At 56.1% G+C, this 22362-nt stretch carries 20 protein-coding genes; 14 read left to right on the forward strand and 6 right to left on the reverse strand.

Annotation, left to right across the window (positions count from 1 at the left end; genetic code table 11):
* Positions 1-37: 37 nt before the first annotated feature.
* The 3 genes from KOE80_RS06415 (at position 38) to KOE80_RS06425 (ending at position 3144) form a co-directional block, all read left to right on the forward strand.
* The gene (locus tag KOE80_RS06415) at positions 38-1003 is read left to right on the forward strand and encodes a LysR substrate-binding domain-containing protein (RefSeq protein WP_009453943.1); all 966 of its coding nucleotides are present in this window, start codon (positions 38-40) and stop codon (positions 1001-1003) included.
* Between the two features lie 392 nt (positions 1004-1395).
* Positions 1396-1863 carry a Dps family protein gene (locus KOE80_RS06420; protein WP_026482584.1) on the forward strand — a complete coding sequence of 156 codons (468 nt, stop codon included), beginning with the start codon at positions 1396-1398 and terminating at the stop codon, positions 1861-1863.
* 156 nt (positions 1864-2019) lie between these two features.
* Positions 2020-3144, forward strand: a complete 1125-nt coding sequence (locus KOE80_RS06425) for a branched-chain amino acid ABC transporter substrate-binding protein (protein WP_026482583.1) — start codon at positions 2020-2022, stop codon at positions 3142-3144.
* Positions 3145-3232: 88 nt separating this feature from the next.
* Here KOE80_RS06425 and KOE80_RS06430 read toward each other — a convergent pair whose 3' ends face one another.
* The 4 genes from KOE80_RS06430 to ugpB all read right to left on the reverse strand — a co-directional run bounded on the left by KOE80_RS06430 (position 3233) and on the right by ugpB (position 7576).
* The gene (locus KOE80_RS06430) at positions 3233-4318 is read right to left on the reverse strand and encodes a sn-glycerol-3-phosphate import ATP-binding protein UgpC (protein WP_021446598.1); all 1086 of its coding nucleotides are present in this window, start codon (positions 4316-4318) and stop codon (positions 3233-3235) included.
* 20 nt (positions 4319-4338) lie between these two features.
* Positions 4339-5181 carry a sn-glycerol-3-phosphate ABC transporter permease UgpE gene (ugpE, locus tag KOE80_RS06435; RefSeq protein ID WP_021446597.1) on the reverse strand — a complete coding sequence of 281 codons (843 nt, stop codon included), beginning with the start codon at positions 5179-5181 and terminating at the stop codon, positions 4339-4341.
* Between the two features lie 21 nt (positions 5182-5202).
* Positions 5203-6087, reverse strand: coding sequence for a sn-glycerol-3-phosphate ABC transporter permease UgpA (gene ugpA / locus KOE80_RS06440; RefSeq protein ID WP_226348655.1), 885 nt, complete (start codon positions 6085-6087; stop codon positions 5203-5205).
* Between the two features lie 181 nt (positions 6088-6268).
* Complete coding sequence (gene ugpB, locus KOE80_RS06445) at positions 6269-7576, reverse strand: sn-glycerol-3-phosphate ABC transporter substrate-binding protein UgpB (RefSeq protein ID WP_226348656.1); 1308 nt, start codon at positions 7574-7576, stop codon at positions 6269-6271.
* Between the two features lie 178 nt (positions 7577-7754).
* Between ugpB and proC the strand changes: the two genes are divergently transcribed.
* From proC to KOE80_RS06475, 6 genes are all read left to right on the forward strand, one after another.
* On the forward strand, positions 7755-8594 hold the full coding sequence (gene proC, locus KOE80_RS06450) for a pyrroline-5-carboxylate reductase (RefSeq protein ID WP_226348657.1): 840 nt from the start codon (positions 7755-7757) through the stop codon (positions 8592-8594).
* A gap of 335 nt (positions 8595-8929) precedes the next feature.
* Entirely contained in the window at positions 8930-10051 is a 1122-nt protein-coding gene (locus KOE80_RS06455) for a high-affinity branched-chain amino acid ABC transporter substrate-binding protein (protein WP_080723679.1), read from the forward strand.
* 104 nt (positions 10052-10155) lie between these two features.
* On the forward strand, positions 10156-11085 hold the full coding sequence (gene livH / locus KOE80_RS06460) for a high-affinity branched-chain amino acid ABC transporter permease LivH (RefSeq protein ID WP_009453959.1): 930 nt from the start codon (positions 10156-10158) through the stop codon (positions 11083-11085).
* Positions 11085-12308, forward strand: a complete 1224-nt coding sequence (gene livM, locus KOE80_RS06465) for a high-affinity branched-chain amino acid ABC transporter permease LivM (RefSeq protein WP_226348658.1) — start codon at positions 11085-11087, stop codon at positions 12306-12308. Before livH ends, livM begins: the two co-directional genes overlap by 1 nt.
* On the forward strand, positions 12305-13069 hold the full coding sequence (gene livG, locus KOE80_RS06470; protein WP_042480621.1) for a high-affinity branched-chain amino acid ABC transporter ATP-binding protein LivG: 765 nt from the start codon (positions 12305-12307) through the stop codon (positions 13067-13069). The genes livM and livG overlap by 4 nt, the downstream gene beginning before the upstream one ends.
* Positions 13070-13771, forward strand: coding sequence for an ABC transporter ATP-binding protein (locus tag KOE80_RS06475; RefSeq protein WP_045931346.1), 702 nt, complete (start codon positions 13070-13072; stop codon positions 13769-13771). It abuts the gene before it with no gap.
* A 254-nt stretch (positions 13772-14025) separates the two neighbouring features.
* Here KOE80_RS06475 and KOE80_RS06480 read toward each other — a convergent pair whose 3' ends face one another.
* Both KOE80_RS06480 and KOE80_RS06485 read right to left on the reverse strand, forming a co-directional pair.
* A complete protein-coding gene (locus KOE80_RS06480; protein WP_226348659.1) occupies positions 14026-14640 on the reverse strand; it encodes a glutathione S-transferase family protein in 615 nt (204 codons plus the stop codon).
* Positions 14641-14705: 65 nt separating this feature from the next.
* On the reverse strand, positions 14706-16613 hold the full coding sequence (locus KOE80_RS06485) for a S9 family peptidase (protein WP_063690248.1): 1908 nt from the start codon (positions 16611-16613) through the stop codon (positions 14706-14708).
* Positions 16614-16766: 153 nt separating this feature from the next.
* On the opposite strand from KOE80_RS06485, the gene KOE80_RS06490 reads away from it, so the two are divergent.
* The 5 genes from KOE80_RS06490 to KOE80_RS06510 all read left to right on the forward strand — a co-directional run bounded on the left by KOE80_RS06490 (position 16767) and on the right by KOE80_RS06510 (position 22345).
* Positions 16767-17738, forward strand: a complete 972-nt coding sequence (locus KOE80_RS06490; protein ID WP_226348660.1) for a D-2-hydroxyacid dehydrogenase — start codon at positions 16767-16769, stop codon at positions 17736-17738.
* Positions 17739-17741: 3 nt separating this feature from the next.
* Entirely contained in the window at positions 17742-18530 is a 789-nt protein-coding gene (locus KOE80_RS06495) for an SDR family oxidoreductase (protein ID WP_226348661.1), read from the forward strand.
* Positions 18531-18542: 12 nt separating this feature from the next.
* A complete protein-coding gene (locus tag KOE80_RS06500; protein WP_226348662.1) occupies positions 18543-19586 on the forward strand; it encodes a type I glyceraldehyde-3-phosphate dehydrogenase in 1044 nt (347 codons plus the stop codon).
* A gap of 50 nt (positions 19587-19636) precedes the next feature.
* Complete coding sequence (fumC, locus tag KOE80_RS06505; protein WP_226348663.1) at positions 19637-21034, forward strand: class II fumarate hydratase; 1398 nt, start codon at positions 19637-19639, stop codon at positions 21032-21034.
* Between the two features lie 153 nt (positions 21035-21187).
* Positions 21188-22345: a PQQ-dependent sugar dehydrogenase gene (locus KOE80_RS06510; RefSeq protein ID WP_413228924.1), complete on the forward strand. Its 1158-nt coding sequence runs from the start codon at positions 21188-21190 to the stop codon at positions 22343-22345.
* Positions 22346-22362 lie beyond the last annotated feature (17 nt).

Genomic DNA, 22362 nt, shown 5'->3' on the forward strand with positions numbered 1-22362 from the left:
CCCAAGGTCTTAATGCTGTTTTGCACAAGGAATTGTCATGACATTGACCGAGCTGAAATACATCGTTGCCGTAGCACGCGAGCGTCATTTTGGACGTGCTGCCGAAGCCTGCTTTGTGAGCCAACCGACGCTGTCGGTGGCCATCAAGAAGTTGGAAGACGAATTAGGCGTGGTCATCTTCGAGCGTGGCGGGCCCGAGGTGGCTATTACCCCCATTGGGCTGCGCATCGTCACCCAAGCACAGAAAGTGCTGGAAGAGGGCGCCAACCTGCGCGAGATTGCCCGCCAGGGCCACGATCCTTTGGCTGGCCCTTTGCGCGTTGGCATTATTTACACCGTGGCACCGTACCTGCTGCCCAAGCTCGTTCCCAAGCAGATTGAGCTGACCCCGCAAATGCCACTTTTATTGCAAGAAAACTTTACCGTGCGTCTGCTGGAATTGCTGCGCCAAGGTGAGATTGATTGCGCCATTGTGGCCCTGCCTTTGCCTGAAACAGGCTTGGTTATCCGCGAGCTGTACGACGAGCCTTTTGTGGTGGCCATGCCCCATGAACACGCCTGGGCCAAGCGCAAGGAAATTGATCCCGAACAGCTGAAAGATCAGACCATGCTGCTGCTGGGTGCCGGCCATTGTTTCCGCGATCAAGTGCTGGATGTTTGCCCGGAGCTGTCGCGCTTTTCAGCTTCCAGTGAAGGCATACAGCGCACCTTTGAAGGCTCTTCACTGGAAACCATCCGTCATATGGTGGCCACCGGCATCGGTCTGACTGTCCTGCCTGCCAGCTCTCTGACAGCCCCCGGCCAGGCCAACGAACTGCTGGCCTATGTCCCCTTCAAAAAACCCATTCCAGATCGTCGCATTGCCTTGGTCTGGCGCAAAAGTTTTCCACGTACGTCGGCCATTGACGCCTTGACCCGTGGGATCATGGAAAGTGGCTTGGCTGGGGTCAACTACTTAAAAGTCGAATACAACAGCAATTTCCCGTATCCTGAACTAGCGTAAATCGCACACCTACTGCGTGTTATTCTGCTTCAGTACCTATTTAGCCCTCTGTTCAACAGGAGTCCACTATGGCAAAAGCCGTGAAAGCAGTCAGTAAAACCGCCAAGGTCAGCAAGGCCGAAGAAGCCCCAAACACTGATACCAAGGTCGCAGTTGCAGCCGATGTAAAGGCTGAACCAAAACCGGCAGCCGCCAAGGCCCCCGCCAAAAAAGTGACCGCTAAAAAGGCCGTCGCCAAAAAGCCTGCCACCGCAGCCAAAGCTCCCGCCAAGGCGGCCGCTAAACCTGCGGCCAAGCCAGCTGCCAAACCAGCCGCTGCTCGCAAGCCTGCCGCGACCAAGCCTGTTGCCGCCGCCAAACCCGCTGCTCCTGCCAGCGCCGCCAGCAGCGCTCTGAAAATTGATATCGGTATTTCGACGGCAGACCGTGCTGCTGTAGTTAAAGAGTTGTCCAAGGTACTGGCCGACTCCTACACCGTGTACCTGATGACGCACAACTTCCACTGGAACGTCACCGGCCCTATGTTCAAGACTCTGCATGAGCTGTTCATGACGCAGTACACCGAACTGTGGCAAGCCCTGGATGACATCGCCGAGCGTATCCGCGCCCTGGGTCACTACGCCCCTGGTACCTATGCCGAATTCCAGAAGCTGTCCTCCATCACCCAGCCCGCTTCCGTGCCGGATGCCACCACCATGATCGAACTGCTGGTCAAAGGTAACGAAGCGCTGGCTCGTACTGCACGCACCGCTTTTGACCGTGCCGACTCGGCCGACGACCAGCCTACCGCTGACTTGTTGACCCAGCGTCTGGACGTGCACGAGAAAAATGCATGGATGCTGCGTAGCCTGCTGCAGTAATTTCCATCTTATCGCCCTCAAATAGCGATAAAAAAAGGCCACCAAACGGTGGCCTTTCCTATTCCCCCTATAGAAAACCCTGAATTCAGGCGTCAGGCAGGCATAAAGCCCTGTTATCGGTGTATGCTTTCCTGCATATTCACGGAGGTGTTTTCTATGAAAATTCGTTTCACTCCTGTTGCAGCGGCCATGAGCCTGGCAACGGGTCTGCTCTTGTCCGGTGCTGCTCACGCTGACAACATCCGTATTGCACTGGCCGGTCCTTTCACAGGCTCGGTTACCCAATACGGTGACATGGTCAAACAAGGCGTCGATACGGCCATCGAACAGATCAACGCTGCCGGTGGCGTTCTGGGCAAACAGCTCGAACTGGTCACTGTTGACGATGCCTGCGAACCCAAGCAAGGTCCCGTCGCAGCCAACCGTATCGTGAATGACAAGATCCACTATGTTGTCGGTCACGTTTGTTCGGGCGCTACCATCGCGGCCACCGATATCTACAACAACGAAGGCGTGTTGATGGTGACTCCATCGGCAACAGCACCTGCTGTTACCGACGGCAAAGGCTACGAAATGATCCTGCGCACCATTGGTCGCGACGATCAGCAAGGTCCAGCCGCTGCCAAGTTCATTCTGGAACAGATCAAGCCCACTAAAGTTGCCGTCCTGCACGACAAACAGTCCTACGGCCAAGGTATTGCCGCTTCGGTTCGTTCCGAACTGCAAAAAGCCGGTACCGAAGTTGCCCTGTTTGAAGGCATTAACGCGGGGGACAGCGATTACTCCGCCGTCATCACCAAGCTGAAATCCACCGGCGTGGACTTCGTGTACTTTGGTGGCTACCACCCTGAAATGGGCCTGCTGCTGCGTCAAGCCGCCGAGCAAGGCGTGAAAGTCCACTTCATGGGACCGGAAGGCGTGGGTAACCCCGACATTAACGCCATTGCCGGCAAAGCCGTTGAAGGCATGCTGCTGACCTTGCCTGCGGACTTCTCGCAAGATCCGGACAACCAGGCCATCGTCCAGGCTTTCAAGGACAAGAAGCGCGATCCTAGCGGCGCGTTCCAGCTCTCCGCTTACGCAGCCACGATTGCGATTGCCGAAGGCATCAAGGGCGCTGGCGAGGACGATCCAGTCAAAGTGGCCGACTACCTGCACGCCAACAGCGTGAAAACGCCTATCGGTCAAATCAGCTGGAACAAGCAGGGCGACCTGAACGACTTCAAATTTGACGTCTTCAGCTGGCACGCTGACGGTTCCAAAACCGTCTACGGCAAGTAATCCCTGATTCTTGCTCGTAAAAAAACCGGCCTTCGGGCCGGTTTTTTATTATGTATCGCCTTGGAGCACCTTGCTTCAGGCAGGCTGCTCAGGCCTCGATACGCAAACCCGTATCGCGGTCGAACCAATGCAAAGGGTGGGGTGGCATGTAGCCAATCTGGATGGCCTCGCCAATTTGAATTGGATATTCGCGAGTCTGCTCAATCGGGCAGCGCACGATGATGCGATAGTCGCCACAACCCAGATGCAGTAACTGCTCGGAACCCAGAATTTCCACCATTTCCACCTGCGTAGTCACACCGGGCACATGCAGCTGGATGTGTTCTGGTCGTATGCCCAGGAACACCTTGCGGCCACGCACCGCAGCGGGCACCATTTCCGGGCCAAACTGCACGGGCTGGCCATTGTCTTGCGTGATCTGACCTTGTGCATCCACCTCTACTGGCAACAAGTTCATGGGCGGTGAGCCAATGAAAGTGGCCACAAAAACGGAAGCAGGCTTTTCGAATACCTCGGCAGGTGTCCCGATTTGCTCAGGCATGCCCTGATTCATCACAATCATGCGCTCGGCCAAGGTCATGGCTTCAATTTGATCGTGAGTCACATACAGGCTGGTGGTTTTCAGGCGACGATGCAGTTTCTGAATTTCCAGACGCATCTGCACTCGCAGCTTGGCATCCAGATTGGACAGGGGCTCGTCAAACAGAAACACCTTGGGTTCACGCACAATCGCACGGCCCATCGCAACACGCTGACGCTGGCCCCCCGACAGTTGCCCTGGACGGCGTTCCAGCAGGGCACCCAATTCCAAGATCGCAGCGGCGGCATTGACCCTTTGCTTGATTTCATCCTTGGAAAACTTACGGATTTTCAAGCCATACGCCATATTGTCAAAGACTGACATATGGGGGTAGAGCGCGTAGTTCTGGAACACCATGGCAATGTCACGTTCAGCCGGTTCCAGATCATTGACGACCTTGCCGTCGATCAGCACCTGACCTGCCGTGACAGATTCCAGCCCCGCCACCATACGCATCAAGGTCGATTTACCGCATCCAGAGGGGCCCACAATCACCACGAACTCGCCATCCTTCACGTCCACATCAATGCCGTGAATAACGACCGTCCCGTTCGGGTAGGTTTTCTTGACGCCTTCAAATCGTAAGCTAGCCATTCAATAAAGCCTGTAGAGAATTACTTTTCAGAGTCGATGAGACCTTTGACGAACCACTTTTGCATCAGCATCACCACCAGGGCAGGCGGGATCATGGCCAAAAGGGCCGTGGCCATCACCACGTTCCACTCGGTCACGCTGTCACCACCGGAAATCATGCGCCGGATACCAACCACGATCGGGTACATATCCTCTTTGGTGGTAATGATCAGCGGCCACAAATACTGGTTCCAGCCGTAGATAAACTGAATTACAAACAAAGCGGCAATGCTGGTCTTGGACAAGGGCAGCAGAACATCTTTAAAAAACCGCATCGGGCCGGCACCATCAATACGGGCGGCCTCGATCAATTCATCGGGCACCGTCAAAAAGAACTGGCGAAACAGGAAGGTCGCGGTTGCTGAAGCGATCAAGGGCAGGATCAGGCCCCCATAGCTGTCCAGCAACTGCAGGTCCGCCACGACCTTGTACGTGGGCATAATGCGCACTTCCACCGGCAGCATCAGGGTGACGAAAATCATCCAGAAAAACAGCATGCGGAACGGGAAGCGGAAATACACCACGGCAAAGGCCGAGAGCATGGAAATAATGATCTTGCCAACCGCGATGCCCAGCGCCATCACCATGCTGACCAGCAACATGCGTCCCACTGGTGGGGAGTTGGTGGCCGTCCCCTGCAAAGCGGTGATGTAGTTCTCTACCATGTGCGAGCCCGGCCAGAGCGACATGGGCGCACGGGCCACTTCCGCGCTGGTCTGGGTGGAAGCCACAAACGTGATGTACAGGGGCAGAGCAATCACGATCACACCCAGGATCAGGGTCAGATGCGTGAAAAAATCAAGAATAGGGCGTCGTTCAACCATGACTATGTTCCTTGCTGCGCATCAGCTGTACGTCACTTTGCGATCAATATAGCGGAACTGAATCACCGTCAGCGCCACAACCACCACCATCAGCACCACAGACTGGGCTGCCGAAGAACCAATATCCAGGCCACGGAAACCCGTGTTGTAGACCCGGTAAACCAGAATCGAGGTGGCTTCACCCGGCCCGCCCTGACTGACCACGTCAATAATGGCGAAGGTGTCAAAGAAGGCATAAATAATGTTCACGACCAGCAGGAAGAAAGTCGTCGGGGCCAGCAAAGGAAACACAATGCCCCAGAAACGGCGCATGGGACCGGCACCATCCATGGCGGCCGCTTCAATCAGGGAGCGCGGGATGGCTTGCAGGCCAGCCAGGAAAAACAGAAAGTTGTAGGAGATCTGCTTCCAGACCGAAGCAATTACCACCAGCAACATGGCGTCATTGCCATTCAAGCGTGGATTCCACTGAATGCCATGCTCCAGCAGGAACACGGCCACAATCCCTACAGAGGGGGAGAACAGGAACAACCACAACACCCCGGCCACCGCCGTTGCCACGGCATAAGGCCAGATCAGCAAGCTGCGATACAGCAGCGCGCCCCGTATTACTCGATTCGCCATCACGGCCAGCACCAAAGCCACGACCAGTCCCAACACCGACACGGCGAGCGAAAATACCGCCGTCGTCTTGAACGAGGCCATATATTCTGCACTATTGAACAGCTCGGCAAAGTTATCCAAGCCTACAAACTGCGAAGACAGGCCAAAGGGGGCTTCCAAATGAAAAGCCTGCCACAGCGCTTGACCGGCAGGCAGAAAAAAGAAGATCAGAGTAATGGCTAGCTGCGGAGCAAGTAGCAAATAGGGCAGTGTCTTATGACGAAAGACGACACGTTTTTCCATAGGTTTGCGCGCAATGGGAAGGGAGCGCCACCATCAGGGTGACAGACTTCAAGTGAAACGAAAAGCGTATGAGTGGCTTGGACGATAGGGTGACAGCTTACTGGCTTGAAGCCAAGACAGGACACCGTCCGCACACACTCATACGCTGGATTGTAAACCACCCGCCCAAGGCGGGTCCGGCTTACTTCACGCTCTTTTCAAAGCGCTCCAACAGTTCATTGCCACGGCTTTGCATGGCTTTCAAACCTTCTTCAGGGGTGACTTTGCCGGCAAAAATCTGCTCCATCACACCGTCTTCGATGTCACGAATCTGTGGCAAGGAACCCAGACGAATGCCACGCGAGTTCTCGGTAGTGCTGGCGTCCAGCTGTTTGACGGCAACATCTGCGCCCACGTTCTTGGCGTAGAAATCGGAGTCCTTGGTCTTTTCAAAGCCCGCTTTGGTCACAGGCACATAACCGGTGTCCTGGTGCCAGGCGGCGGCTTGCTCAGGGCTGGAGATGAAGTGGAAGAATTCAGTCACGCCCTTGTAGACATCATCGGACTTCTTGGCAAAAACCCACAGGGAAGCGCCACCAATAATGGAGTTCTGAGGCGCGCCTTGTACATCGCTGTAGTAGGGCAGGCTGCTGGTGCCAAATTCAAATTCGCCGGTTTTGATGATGTTGGCGCGGTTACCGCTGGAGCCGGTAAACATGCCGCACTTGCCGCTGGTAAACAGGGCGTTGGCCGTATCACCACGACCGCCGTAGGAGAAGGAACCATCCTTGGACATATTTGCCAGGAAAGTCATGTGCTTCAGGAACAGTGGGTTATCCAGCTGCAGGCGAGCGCTGGGGCCGCCAAAGCCGTTGTTCTCGCTGGCAAAGGGGATGTTGTGCCAGGCGGCAAAGTTCTCCAGCAAAATCCACGAGGGCCAGGAAGAGGTGTAACCACACTCTTGGCCGGACTCACGCAGCTTCTTGGCGGCTTCGTGCAGTTCCTGCCAGGTCTTGGGTGGTTTCTCGGCATCCAGACCGGCCTTCTTGAAGGCGTCCTTGTTGTAGTACAGCACCGGGGTGGAGCTGTTAAAAGGCATGGAAATCAGCTTGCCTTCGTTGGAAGAGTAGTAACCGGCAACCGCACCCAGAAAATCACCAGGATTGATGGGCTTGCCCACTTTCTCCGACATTTCCTGCACAGGCTGGATAGCGCCCTTGGCCGCCATCATGGTGGCGGTACCCACCTCGAATACTTGGAGAATATCGGGGGCATTGCCGGCACGGAAAGCGGCGACACCGGCGTTCATGGACTCGCCATAGTTGCCTTTATACGAGGCTTTAACCTGGTAGTCCGACTGAGATGCGTTAAAGTCTTTAACTAATGCATTAACCCGTTCGCCCAAGGCTCTTTCCATTGAATGCCAGAACTGAATTTCTGTGGCCGCTTGCGCAGTGCCGATAGAAGCAATCAGACCGGCTAGAGACAGAGCAAATAGTTTTGTTCGCATCAGGCTTTCTCCTGTATAAAAGGTGCCGCTAAGGTGTAGCAGGTTTTAAAACTCAAGCTTATGACTTGTTTATGACGCTCTCGTGAATGTATCCATGGGAGCGCCATATAAGCAATGACTACTTACCCTCAAACGCTAAGAAAACGTGTCAGAGGACAGATTTTTAATGGGAGCGATGATGAATCCACACGATACCTCTTTTAAGCTGGCGTTTATTGGCGCGGGCAATATGGCCAGTGCCCTGGCTGCCGGTTTGATTGGGAAACGCTGCGGCGGCTCGGACGTTTTAGCGATTGATATTTACCCGCCAGCCCTGGAGTCGTGGGCCCAGCAAGGTGTACAAACCGCGTATGAACCCGGCCCGGCCTTGTCCAAGCAGCGTATCTGGGTTTTTGCCGTCAAGCCCCAGGTCATGAAAGAAACCGTGCTGGCCTGCAAACCCTATCTGCAAGAGGACACCCTGGTGATCAGCGTGGCTGCTGGCATTCCAGCAACCGCCCTGGCAGACTGGCTGGGCGAACCCGGCAAGCCGTACCAACGTGTGATCCGCTGCATGCCCAATACCCCGGCCTTTATCGGCTGTGGCATTACCGGCCTGATGGCCCTTGAACAAGTGGATGAAAGCGATAAAGCCATTGCGCAGCAATTGTTGAAATCCGTTGGGGAAGTGGTCTGGGTTGAAAACGATGCCGCCATTGATGCCGTCACGGCGGTATCGGGCAGCGGTCCAGCTTACGTGTTTTTGTTCATCGAAGCCTTGATCAAAGCCGGTATTGAACAAGGTTTGTCCCCTGAACAAGCCCGTCAGTTGTCGCTGGCCACCTTGCACGGCGCCACCCAACTGGCCACCCTGTCGCCAGAAGAGCCTTCAGTCTTGCGCGAGCGCGTTACATCCAAAGGGGGTACAACGGCAGCCGCTTTGAATATCTTTAATGAAGGCGGTTTTACACCTCTGGTGCAAAAAGCCGTCAATGCCGCCAAAGTACGGGCCGGTGAACTGGCCAAGGAGTTCTCCTGACACCGGGATTAGTCCCTATAGCATCGCTAAAAATTGATATGGCGCAATAGAAAAGCAGTAAAAAAACAGAGCAGGGGAGTTTCCAAGGGAACTCCTCTTTTCTTTTATGAATAAGGCTTTTAGTATGCGGGCGGTTTTTGGAAACACCCTGTTAACCATGCCGCGTTATTTTAAAAATGAATTGGCCGGGCGCTAGGGCTTATACGAAGTGACAAGTTTTAGGCGGCTCCCCCAAAATGGGTTCCCCTGGTGCAGAACAATGTAAACCCAAGCTCCAGAACAAGCACTTTCTAAAAAGCAATGCCGGTAGACCCCGGCCTCGGGAGACAGTTGCTATGACCTTTACTCGACGCTTTACCCCCGCTCTGACCGCTTTGGCCACCGTAATGGCCATGAGCACCGCCTATGCGGCAGAGACCATCAAAATTGGTATTCCTCAACCCATGACCGGCCCATCCACCCAGTACGGTGACCAGATCCAGGCCGGAGCCTTGACCGCGATTGACGCGATTAACGCAGCCGGGGGTGTCAAAGGCAAACAGCTGGAAGCCGTCCTGATTGACGATGCATGCGAACCCAAGCAGGCCGTGCCGGCGGCCAACCGCGTGGTGAACTCCGGTGCGAAATTCGCAGTGGCTCATGCTTGCTCAGGTACCACCGTGCCTGCCGTTAACATTTACGAGCAGGAAGGCATTGTGGCCATTACTCCCGGCGCCACCTCGCCCCTGGTGACCGACACCATCAAGCCCCATTACTTTTTCCGCACTATTGGGCGTGACGACCAGCAAGGTCCGTTCGCGGCCGATTACATTGCCGATGTTCTGAAACCCAAGACCATTGCCGTGCTGCATGACAAGCAGACCTACGGCTCGGGCGTGGCCACACAAGTGCGCGATGCCCTGAAGAAAAAGAACATGAACATTGTCATGTATGAGGGTATCAACGTCGGTGACAGCGATTATTCGGCCGTGATCACCAAACTCAAGGGCGTGAACCCCGATCTGATTTATTTCGGTGGTTACCATGCCGAGCTGGGCCTGCTGCTGCGACAGGCTCGCGAGCAAGGCATGACCAACACCTTCATGGGTCCGGAAGGCGTGGCCAACCGTGACCTGGTCGCCATTGCCGGTCCAGCCGTGGAAGGCTTGCTGGTGACCTTGCCAACCGACTTCACCAAGATGCCGGCCAACAAGGATGTGATGGAAAACTTCAGCAAATACAAGCGCAATCCTAACGGGGCCTTTACCTTCCCGGCTTACGCGGCCGTGCAAATTATTGCCGACACCATCAACGCGGTTGGTGAAGATTCGGCCAAGGGAGCCGACTACATGCACGCAAATGCGTTCAATACCGCCATTGGCAAGGTAGAATACGACGCCAAGGGTGATTTGAAGCATTTCGAATTTGCCGTTTTCAAGTGGGATAAAGAAGGTAACTTTGATCTAGTTGAGAAATAAGACTGGATGATGTGCCCCCGCTCTCTACGAAAAACGGGGGCATTGCTTTTGGATGCCCACAAAGCCTCAAAACAAAACGACGGACTCAACGGAAAAAAACAAGCATGTCTGATTTACTCCCTCAGATCGTGCAGCAGCTGTTCAATGGATTATCCTTGGGCGCTATTTATGCACTGATCGCCATCGGCTACACAATGGTCTATGGCATTATCGGAATGATTAACTTTGCCCACGGCGAGATCTACATGATCGGTGCCTATGTCGGGCTGGTAACCCTGACTGCGATTGGCGTAGGCTCGGGTCTGCCCATCTGGCTGATCATTCTTATCATGTTGCTGGTTGCCATCCTGGTAACTGCTGTTTACGGCTATGCGATTGAAAAAGTTGCCTATGCGCCGCTGCGTGGCAGCCCTCGGCTGGTCCCGCTGATCTCGGCCATTGGTATGTCCATTTTCTTGCAGAACTGGGTTGCCCTGGGCCAAGGCGCACGCGATATGGCAGTGCCCACCTTGCTGTCCGGCTCCTTTCAGTTCAGCCTGGGCGCAGACGGCTTTACCGTCACGGCGCCTTACTCACGCGTCATGATCATTGTCGTGACCGTGGTGCTGATGATCATGCTCAGCCTCTACATCAAGTACTCGCGTCTGGGTCGCGCCTCGCGTGCATGTTCACAAGACTTGCGCATGGCCAATCTGCTGGGTATCGACACCAATAAAATCATCTCCTTCACCTTTGTCATCGGCGCCATGCTGGCTGCCGTGGGCGGTGTGCTGATTGCTACCGCCATTGGCAAGCTGAACCCCTTCATTGGCTTTATCGCCGGCATCAAGGCCTTTACGGCCGCCGTGCTGGGCGGTATTGGCAGCATCCCTGGCGCCATGCTGGGCGGTGTCTTGCTGGGTCTGGCAGAAACCTTTGCCGCTGCCTTTATTTCATCGCAGTACAAGGACATCGTGGCCTTTTTACTGTTGGTCTTTATCCTGCTGTTCCGCCCAACGGGCCTGCTGGGTAAACCCGAGGTGGAGAAAGTCTGATGATGAACCGCTTTAGCAATGCATTTATCGCCGCTGTCTTGGCAGGCATTATTGTGGCTCCCGTCTTTGGCCTGCAAATTGTGCGCGCCGGGATGAACACCCATCTGGAAAGCGATTGGCAGATCATTCTGATCGGTATGGCACTGGTCTTTGTGGTCCAGCTGATCCGTCCTAACGTCAATCGCACCAAGATACGTGAAAGCCGCTGGACGCTGCCCAAACTGAGCATGCAGCACAAGAAGATCCTGCTGTACATCGTGATCGCTTGTGCCGTGGTCTGGCCCTTTTTTGGTGGCCGTGCCCAGGTGGACATCGCCACTCTGGTGCTGATCTACATCATGCTGGGTCTGGGGCTGAACATTGTGGTGGGCTTTGCCGGCCTGCTGGACCTGGGTTTTGTGGGCTTTTACGCCGTGGGTGCCTACACCTACGCCTTGCTCTATCACTACGCAGGCTGGGGCTTCTGGGAAGCGCTGCCACTAGCCGGTGGTATGGCAGCCCTGTTTGGCTTCCTGCTGGGTTTCCCCGTGCTGCGTTTGCGTGGCGACTATCTGGCTATCGTCACCCTGGGTTTTGGTGAAATCATTCGCCTCTTGCTCATCAATATGTATGACCTGACCGGCGGCCCGGATGGCATCTCCGGTATCCCCAAGCCAACCGTATTCGGTTTCCCCATGGCACGCCGCGCGCCAGAAGGGCAGACCACCTTCCACGACCTGATGGGCTGGACTTTCAGCAACCAGGACGTGGTCGTGTATCTGTACTTGATGGCCCTGGCTTTGGCCCTGATCACCTTGCTGGTCTCCAGCCGTGTGGTGCGCATGCCTATTGGCCGCGCCTGGGAAGCCCTGCGCGAGGACGAGATTGCTTGCCGTTCGCTGGGTCTGAACCCCACCACCATCAAACTGTCCGCCTTTACCATGGGTGCCATGTTTGCCGGTTTTGGTGGTGCTTTCTTTGCCGCCCGTCAGGGTCTGGTCAACCCAGAGTCCTTCACCTTTATTGAATCCGCCTTGATCCTGGCCATCGTGGTGCTGGGTGGTATGGGTTCACAAATCGGCGTCATTCTGGCGGCCATTGTGCTGACAGTGGTCCCTGAATTGGCCCGAGAGTTCGCGGAGTATCGGATGTTGATTTTTGGTCTGGTCATGGTGGCCATGATGGTTTGGCGTCCACAGGGCTTGCTGCCTGTGCAACGTCCTCATGTGGAGTTGCGTACATGAGCCCATTACTCCAAGTATCAGACCTGTCGATGCGTTTTGGTGGCTTGCTGGCGGTGGATTCCGTCAGCTTCGATGTAGCTAAAGATGAAGTCTTTGCCATCATTGGCCCCAATGGCGCCGGTAAAACCACGGTATTTAACTGCGTAGGCGGCTTTTACAAGCCCACTTCCGGTTCTGTCACCCTGGAAGACCAGCCCATTCACGGCCTGTCCAGCCACAAGGTGGCACAAAAAGGCCTGGTGCGTACCTTCCAGAACGTGCGCTTGTTCAAGAAACTGACCGTGCTGGAAAATCTGCTGGTCGCCCAGCACAGCCAGCTCAAGGCCGGCTTTCTGTCCGGCCTGCTGAACCTGTCGCGCTACAAGCAATCTGAAAAAGAGGCCAAAGAACGCGCAGTCACTTGGCTAGACTTCATGGGCCTGACTGACCTGGCCAACCGTGAAGCGGGCAACCTGGCTTACGGCCACCAGCGCCGCCTGGAAATTGCACGTTGCATGATCACCCAGCCTCGCTTGCTGATGCTGGACGAGCCTGCAGCGGGCCTGAATCCCCAAGAGAAACGCGACCTTCAAGCACTGATCGACCAACTGCGCCGCGAATTTGGCGTCGCCGTCCTGCTGATCGAGCACGATATGAGCCTGGTTATGGGCGTATCAGACCGGATCCTGGTAATGGAATATGGCAAACCCATTGCCACCGGCCTGCCTGAAGAAGTGCGCAATGATCCGCGCGTCATCAAAGCCTATCTGGGGGAAGAATAAGTGCTGAAGCTGGACTCCGTATCTACCCATTACGGCGCTATTCAGGCGCTGGATCAAGTTAGCGTGGACGTGAATCAGGGCGAGATCGTCACCCTGATTGGCGCGAACGGCGCTGGCAAAACTACCTTGCTCATGACCGTATGCGGCTCGCCCCGAGCCAGCTCGGGCAGCATCAGCTTCATGGGCGAGGACATCACCCAAGCCGACACGCATCGCATCATGCGCAAAGGCATCGCCATCTCTCCCGAAGGCCGTCGCGTCTTTCCAGACCTGACCGTGTCGGAAAACCTGAAGATGGGCGGTTTCTTTCTGAACCGCAGCGAGATCGAAGAAGGGGAGGAGCACGTCTACAAACTGTTCCCCCGTCTGAAAGAGCGCTCTGCGCAGCGTGCTGGAACCATGTCAGGTGGCGAGCAGCAAATGCTGGCCATCGGCCGCGCACTGATGAGCAAGCCGTCCTTGCTGCTGCTGGACGAACCTACGCTGGGCCTGGCCCCGCTGATCATTGCGCAGATTTTTGACATCATCCGCACCATTCGCGATGAAGGCGTAACGGTATTCCTGGTGGAGCAGAACGCCAACAAGGCCCTGCAAGTTGCAGACCGTGGCTATGTGCTGGAGACCGGGAAAGTAGTGATGCAGGATACCGGCGCCAATCTGCTGGCGAATCCGGATATTCGGAAGGCGTATTTGGGGGCTTAAAAGCCAGCTTATACAGCCTTGAAGTTGTACAGCAGGACGTATCTTTCAAGTACCGCTTGAATTTATGCGCTAAAAAAAACCTGAATCCCAGCTTGCGCTGGATTCAGGTTTTTTTATTCGGCATATGCGTCAGGACAAGAGCACAGGCAACTAAGCTAACGGCCATATTCATTTGTCGCTAATCTTGCCTCAAATGTCAGTGGGCTACCACTGTCTCATCCCCTGAAAGCTTGTATCGCTAGCCGTGATACGGCTTAATCCTTCAACAAACCCTCACCACGCAAGGCCGCCTTCACACCGTCGTTCTGCTCCATACGAGCAAAGAAAGCGTTCAGGCTCTTCATACCCGACAGGTCCAGCTTCATCAGGCTAGCCCAGCGCAACACCACGTACAGGTAAGCATCAGCCACAGACAAGGAGCCCGACAGGGTTTCTTTGCCTTCCAAGTGCTTGTCAATCACGCCCAGCTGCTTGGTCAGCAAAGCAGCGGTCTTGGCTTTGACCTCGGCCTGGGTCGCTTCCTGATCAGCGTAGCGATGCACACCGAACACCACGGCCACGTTGCGGTGAACTTCGGCGTTCAGGAAAGCAAGCCAGCGGCGCGCTTCAAAGCGTTGTTCGATGGTGCTGCCAATCAAATTGGCCTGCGGGTTCTTCTCGTTCAGGTATTCCAGAATGGCGATGCTTTGAGTCAGGACCAGATCACCGTCCACCAGAACCGGCACAGCGCCGTTGGGGTTCAGTTTCAGGAATTCTTCTTGTTGCAGCTCGTCGCGGCTGACGCGCTGGGATTCAAACGGCTTGCCTATCCACTCCAATGCAATGCGGGTCACCAAAGGACAAGCACCAGTCATGTAATACAGTTTCATAAGTTCTCTTTCTAAAAGTGCGATAAACAAAAATGGCGCGAGCTTGTCGCGCCACTCCAAAACAATTAAGGCTGCAAATGTCGCGCCAGGAAGCGTTCCATGCGCTCGTAAAACTCGAACTTGTTCTCGTCGTTGTGAAAACCGTGGCCTTCATTATCCTTGACCATGTATTCCACATCCACACCACGCGCCTTCAAAGCATCGACCATCTGATCGCTTTCTGCCTTGTTCACCCGCGGGTCATGTGCGCCCTGGGCAATAAATAGCGGTGTGCGGATCTTGTCGGCGTGCAAAACGGGGGAGTTAGCTTCTAGCAACTCCTTGTCCTTCTCCGGATCGCCCACCATGGCATGCATTTTCACCAGCAGAGGCTTCCAGTACGGGGGAATCGTGTTCATGAACGTCAGCAAGTTGGATACACCCACATAATCCACCGCCGCAGCGTACAAGTCCGGGGTTTTGACGATCCCGGCCAAGGTCGCGTAACCCCCGTAGCTGGCACCGTAAATGGCAATGCGCTTGGGGTCGGCAATCTTTTGATCGATCAGCCACTGAACGCCATCAGTAATGTCGTCCTGCATGCTCAGACCCCATTGCTTGAAGCCCGCTTCCCAGAACTTGCGACCATAACCCGTTGAGCTGCGGAAGTTGATCTGCAAGACAGCGTAGCCACGGTTGGCGAGGAACTGCACTTCGGGGTTAAAGCCCCAGTAGTCACGCGCCCAAGGGCCACCGTGCGGATTGATCACGACGGGTAGATTACGGCTTGGTATGCCCAGTGGCAGGCTCAGATAGCCGTGGATCTTCATGCCATCGCGCGCCGTAAATTCGATGGGGTGCATGACCGCCATGTCGCTTTCTGGCAAGGCGCTATTGATCACAGCCAGCTTGTGCAGGCTGTTGCTGTCCACGTCGTAAAGATAGCGTGAGCCTGGATTGCGGTCGCTGTAGCTGGCCACAATCATCTTCTTTTCATCGCGCGTCATGGACTGGATGCTGATCTCGTAGCCCGGCAATTGGCGCGCAATTGCCGCGTGGATCTTCTCGCTATGCTCGTCAAAGAAATGCTGACCAGGCTTGTCGGTGTAGTAATCCACCGACGTCAGCACCTGACGCAAGCGGGAATAGCCAGCCCCCATCAGATCGTGGCTGGGCAATTCATAGATTTTTTCTTCCTCGTCCGGCTTGGCGGGGTCAATCAAGACCAAAGCCAGAGTGTCACGACCGCGATTACTCAAGGCGTAAAAGCGCTGATTGTCGGCGTGGAAGAAAAGGGGGCTGACGTCGGTGCGGAAGTCCGTTTGCAAAATGCTGCGGAAGGGCTCGGATTCACTGTCACGGTAACGCAGTTCGGAATCTACGCCGGAGATCGAAATCGCCAGACGCACACGTCCTTGATGGTCCGTGCTCCAGCCCAGCACATCACCGGGGTTCTCGGCAGCCAGGGTGCTTTCGCCGGTCAGGACATTCACCTTGTAGACATCAAACACCTCCGGGTTGCGCCCGTTGTGCGATACCAGAATATGCTCCGGATCGTCCGGCAAATCGTCCTGCACACCGGCGCGCACACCTTCCAATGGTGTCAAATCGGTGACTTTGCCCGTGATCACGTTCACAGCCAGCACGTGATAGTTCTCGTCGCCATTGACATCTTTGGCGTAGATAACAGTCTCGTCGCCTTTCCAGAAGTATTCGGCAATATCGCGCTGGTGTTCGGCGGTAACACGACGGGGCTCACCTATCGGTTCACTGCCTTTCAACTCTTGCACAAAGATATTCTGACGGGCTGGGTTGCCGTCAATTTTGACGGGCTCCATAAAGCCGATCATGCGCCCCTGGTCCGAAATCCGGAAACCGCTGCGTTTGGGATTCTGGAAAAAATCCCGAATGTCGTACAGTGGGGGAGTTGTGCTAGCGACGTTATCCGGTATCAGGGCGTGAGCGCCCAAAGAGAGCAAGAGGGACAAGAGCATAAGCAATAACCTATAAAACAGGGTTATGAGGGTGAGACCAAGGACAAGCCCGCATCAATCCCATTACTATATCGGATCGTGGTCCCCGGAAAAGGTAAGAACCCTCTGAAAATAGGGACAGAATGCCAAGGACAGCTCAGGACAAGGACAGGCATGACTTCTTTGACTCGTATCGTTTTTCTGGATAGGGAAACACTCTCAGACAGCGTAGCGCTGCCACAGGTTCCCTTTAAGCATGAACTGCAAGTTTACGGACGTACGGCGCCCGATCAAGTAGCCGAACGTATTGCGGATGCCGAGATTGTCATCAGCAATAAAGTGGCGCTGCGACGCGAGCATTTGCAGGCTGCGCCCAATTTGAAAATGATCGCACTGGCCGCCACCGGTAGCGACAATATCGACCTGGATGCCGCCCGCGAACGCCAGATTGTGGTCAGCAATATCCGCGACTACGCCGTGCGTAGTGTTCCGGAGCACGTTTTTGCGCTGATCTTTGCCTTGCGTCGCAATATCTGCGCCTATCGCCAGTCCGTCAAGGAAGGCCGTTGGCAGGAAGCCCAGCAGTTCTGTTACTTCGACTATCCTATCCGCGATCTGGCCGGCTCCACCCTGGGGCTGATTGGTTCGGGCTCCTTGGGGCAAGCCGTTGCCTCCATGGGCCGCGCCCTGGGCATGAAGGTCATCTTTGCCCAGCGCCGTGGCCAGACCATCGTCAGCAATGCGGACGACCGCTTGCCCTTTGAACAAGTGCTGGAACAAGCCGACATTCTCTCCCTGCATTGCCCCCTGACTGCAGAAACGCAAAACATGCTGGGCATGGCCGAACTCGAGCGCATGGCTCCACGCCGTCCCTTGCTGATCAATACCGCCCGTGGCGGGCTGATCGACAATCAGGCACTGGAGCACGCCTTGCGGCAAGGCTGGCTGGGTGGCGCAGGCATTGATGTATGCACGCCCGAGCCGCCGCCTGCTGACCATATCCTGATGCGCTTGTTAGACTTACCCAATTACATTTTGACGCCGCACATAGGCTGGGCCAGTCAGGAAGCCATGCAAGCCCTGGCAAACCAGCTGATCGAAAACATTGCGGCTTTCCACCGTGGCGAAGCACGCCATACGCTGTAGACAATGACTGATTTAAGCTCCTATCAAGCCAATTTCTCCCTGGCCGGCCGCTACGCTCTGGTGACCGGCTCGTCCGCCGGTCTGGGCCTGGAAATCGCCCGTGCCTACGCCGCCCATGGCGCCCATGTGATTCTGCATGGCCGCAACGCCAGCAAACTCCTGCCGCTTGCCGAGGAATTGAACGCCGCTGGTGCCCAGGTCGATACCTGGGAGCACGATCTGGCCGATCTGGACTCCTTGCCAGATTCCTATCAAGCCCTGTGCCAGCGCGTCGGCACTCCCGATATTCTGGTGAACAATGTGGGCGTGCGACTACGCAGCCGCTTGCAGGATGCCGATTGGGACGATATTGAGCACCTGCTGCAGGTAGACCTGCTGGCCACGCTGAAACTTTCCAAATATGCGGCCCAGGCCATGCTGAAAGCTCAAACCCGCCAAGGCCGTATTGTGACCTTGACCTCCATTGCAGGCCCGCTGGCTCGTCCGGGCGACGCCATTTACCCCGTCGCCAAGCAGGGACTGGCCGGTATGGTACGTGCACTGGCAGTAGAATTTGGCGGGCAGGGCATTACCAGCAACGGCATCGCCCCCGGCACCTTTGCCACGGAAAGCAATGCGGCGCTGGCCCAGGATCCGGTCAAAGGCCCCCTGGTGGTAGGCCGCAATCCCTTGGGGCGCTGGGCCCAACCGGATGAAATCCGCGCTGCTGCTGTGTTTCTGGCCTCTCCGGCTGCTTCCTATGTCAATGGCCATATCGTGGTTGTAGACGGCGGATTCTCCATTACTTTCTGATTTTTCCAGATCATGCCGCTACCTCGTCCCATCCGCATCGCGATCAATGGCTATGGCCGCATCGGTCGTTGCCTGTTGCGCGCCATTTACGAGTCCCCACGACGCCAGGAGTTCGATGTCGTCGTCATCAACGAGCCCGCCACAATTGCCACCATGGCCTACCTGACGCGCTTTGACTCGACCCATGGCGTGTTTCCGGCCCAGGTAGAGCACAACGAACACGAGCTGATTGTGGCGGGCAAAGCCATTCGGGTGCTGCATGAAACCGACCCCAACGCCATAGACTGGGCGGCGCTGAACCTGGACATGCTGATCGAATGCAGTGGTGCCTTTGGCAGCCGCGCGCAGTTACAACAATTTCTGGACGCCGGTTGCCCGCGTGTGCTGGTCTCCAACCCGGGTAATAGCGCTCAGGATGTGGATTTCACCGCCGTATTGGGCATTAACCACGAGCAGTTGCAAGGCGACGAGTTGATTGTCTCCAACGCTTCCTGCACCACCAATGCCATCATCCCGATTCTGGCCGAGCTGGATAAAACCTTTGGCATACGCCACGCCTTTTTAAGCACGCTGCACTCGGTAATGAACGATCAGCCCATGATCGACGGCTACCACAGCAGCGATCTGGCCCGTACCCGTTCCGCCTTGCAGTCCATGATTCCGGTTTCTACCGGGCTGGCCACGGGGGTAGAGCGCCTTTTGCCGCAACTAAAAGGCAAGGTCCAGGCCAAGTCGATCCGCGTGCCCATCTTGAACGTGTCAGCCATTGATCTGATGGTCAATCTGGAGCGCGACACCAGCCGGGACGAAATCAACCAGTTGTTCCAGAAGGCGGCCCAGCAATGGCCGGGGATTCTGGACTACTCCGATCAGGCCCACGCCTCGATCGACTTCAATCACAACCCGCACTCGGCCGTGGTGGACGGCTCGCAAACCCGCACCAACGGGGACGGGCTGGTCAATATGCTGGTCTGGTTTGATAACGAATGGGGGTTTTCCAACCGCATGCTTGATATTGCCTGTGTGTGGGCTGCGCGCTTCTTGCGCCAGCCGTGAACACCCCATTTTCACATTGAACTGTCTTCCGAATTCTTACAGGAGCCATGATGAGTACGACACGTATTGAACAGGATTCCATGGGAACCATTGAGGTTCCCGCCGACCACTATTGGGGCGCGCAGACACAGCGCTCGATCCAGAACTTCCCGATTGGCCGCGACCGCTTCCAGTGGGGCCGCAGCATGATCGAGTCGCTGGGCATCCTGAAAAAATCCACGGCCCTGGCCAACCAGGAACTGGGCGAGTTGCCCGACGAACTGGCCCAGCTGATTGTCAAAGCGGCTGATGAAGTGATTGCAGGCCAGTGGGACACCGAATTCCCGCTAGTCGTTTTCCAGACCGGCTCTGGCACGCAAAGCAATATGAACGTGAACGAGGTGATCTCCAACCGCGCCATTGAACTGGCCGGTGGCGAGAAGGGCAGCAAAAAGCCCGTCCACCCGAATGACCACGTGAACCGCGGCCAATCCTCCAACGATACCTTTCCCACCGCCATGTACATCGCTGTGGGCCTGGAATGTCAGCGCCGCCTGCGCAAAGACGTAGGCCTGCTGCGCGACACCCTGGCCGCCAAAGCCAAGCAATTCAACAGCATTGTGAAAACCGGCCGCACCCACTTGCAAGATGCCACGCCCATCACACTGGGCCAGGAAATTGGTGCCTGGGTTGCGCAGATTGATTTCGGCCTGCAAACCGTGGACAAGGCGCTGGACGGCATCTATCAACTGGCTATCGGCGGCACCGCCGTGGGTACGGGTCTGAACGCCCATCCGCAGTTTGGCGAGCGCACAGCCGCCCATATTGCCAAGATCACAGGCCTGCCATTCCAGGCTGCCGAGAACAAGTTCTTTGCGCTGTCGGCCCACGATGCGCTGGTGAACCTGTCCGCCTCCCTGCGTACCCTGGCCGGCGCCTTGATGAAGATGGCTAACGACGTGCGCTGGCTAGCCAGCGGCCCTCGCTGCGGGATTGGCGAACTGCAAATCCCCGAGAACGAGCCCGGTTCCTCCATCATGCCCGGCAAGGTCAACCCTACTCAGTGCGAAGCGCTGACCATGGTGGCCGTGCAAGTCTACGGTAATGACGCGGCGGTGGGCTTTGCTGGCAGCCAAGGCAATTTCCAGCTGAACGTCTACAAGCCTGTGATGGTGCACAATGTGCTGGAAAGCATTGCCCTGATCAGCGACGCATGCCTGGCTTTTGACGAGCATTGCGCCCAGGGTCTGGAACCTGTCATGGAAAAAATCCAGCATAATCTGGACCAGAACCTGATGCTGGTGACTGCCTTGAACCGCCATATCGGTTACGACAAGGCCGCCTACATCGCCAAGACCGCCCACAAAGAAGGCCTGACCCTGCGTGAGTCCGCCCTGAAATCCGGCTATCTGACGAACGAGCAATACGATCAGTGGATTGTGCCACTGGATATGACCCACCCAGGCTAAGCCTTTACCTGGGCTATGCTTGACCGTATTCGCCCCTTCACTGGGGCGAATACATCAACAGCGTGGTTCTTTGTCCCTATGAAAGAGTAGGGGAGTGTCTCATCCCAGCTATCCGTCTTTCACTGCCTTATGCGTATAAAGAAAACCTTCAGCTTGTCCTCTGCATTGGCAGCCACCGTATTGGGCCTGGCTGCAGCCCTTGCCCCGCTATCCGCTCAGGCACAATCTGAACCTGTTCCTGCCATCAGCGGACCGGCTGTGTCGGTCGAGACCCTGGCCAGCGGGCTGGAGCACCCTTGGGCCCTGGCTTTCCTGCCCAACAATGCCGGAATTCTGATCACTGAACGCCCTGGCCGCCTGCGGGTTTGGACCCAGGAAAACGGCCTGTCTGAACCGATTGCCGGGGTTCCTAAAGTCCACGCGCAAGCGCAAGGTGGGTTGCTGGATGTGGCTCTGGCCCCGGATTTTTTCCGTAGCCGCCGGATTTATCTGGCTTATGCCGAGCGACGCGATAAGCAACACTCCGCCACCACTGTCGGTTATGGCGTGCTGTCCTCAGACCTGAAACGCATCGATGCCTTCCGCCCGATTTTCCGCCAGGAACCCGCCTTGTCCACCGGACAGCACTATGGCGTGCGCATGGCCTTTGATCCGGGTGGACGAGATCTATACATCGCCCTGGGCGAGAACAACCAGCCCCCGACCGCCCAGCAACTGGATCATCTGCAAGGCAAAGTCGTGCGTATCCGTCCGGATGGCATGGTCCCACGCGACAACCCCTTTCGCAGCCTACGCGGTGCCAGGGCGGAAATCTGGAGCTACGGCCATCGTAATCCGCAGGGCATGGCCTGGAATCCCTGGACGAATGAACTGTGGGTGGCTGAACATGGTCCGCAAGGCGGCGATGAACTGAACCGAATTCAATCAGGTGTCAATTATGGCTGGCCCTTGCGTACCGAGGGGCAAGGCTATGACGGCAAACCCATTCCCAACGCCAGTTCCACACCGATAGAGGGCCTGATTGAACCCTTGCACTACTGGTCAGTCTCGCCCGCGATCAGCGGCATGGCTTTCTATAACGACGAACGCGTCCCGGACTGGCAGCACAGCCTGTTTGTGGGAGCCTTGAAAGAACAAGCCTTGATTCGTCTGCAATTTGACGAAGAGGACGGCCATATCGTCGGAGAAGAGCGCTTGCTGCAAGACTTGAAACAGCGCATCCGGGATGTGCGTGTTGGGCCAGACGGCGATATCTATGTGCTGACCGACGACAGCAACGGCCAGCTACTGCGCATTCAGCCCAAGCCTTGAGCCCTTAAAAAAGGCCG

The sequence above is a fragment of the Alcaligenes sp. 13f genome (genome assembly GCF_020496585.1).
GTDB classification, from domain to species: domain Bacteria; phylum Pseudomonadota; class Gammaproteobacteria; order Burkholderiales; family Burkholderiaceae_B; genus Alcaligenes; species Alcaligenes phenolicus.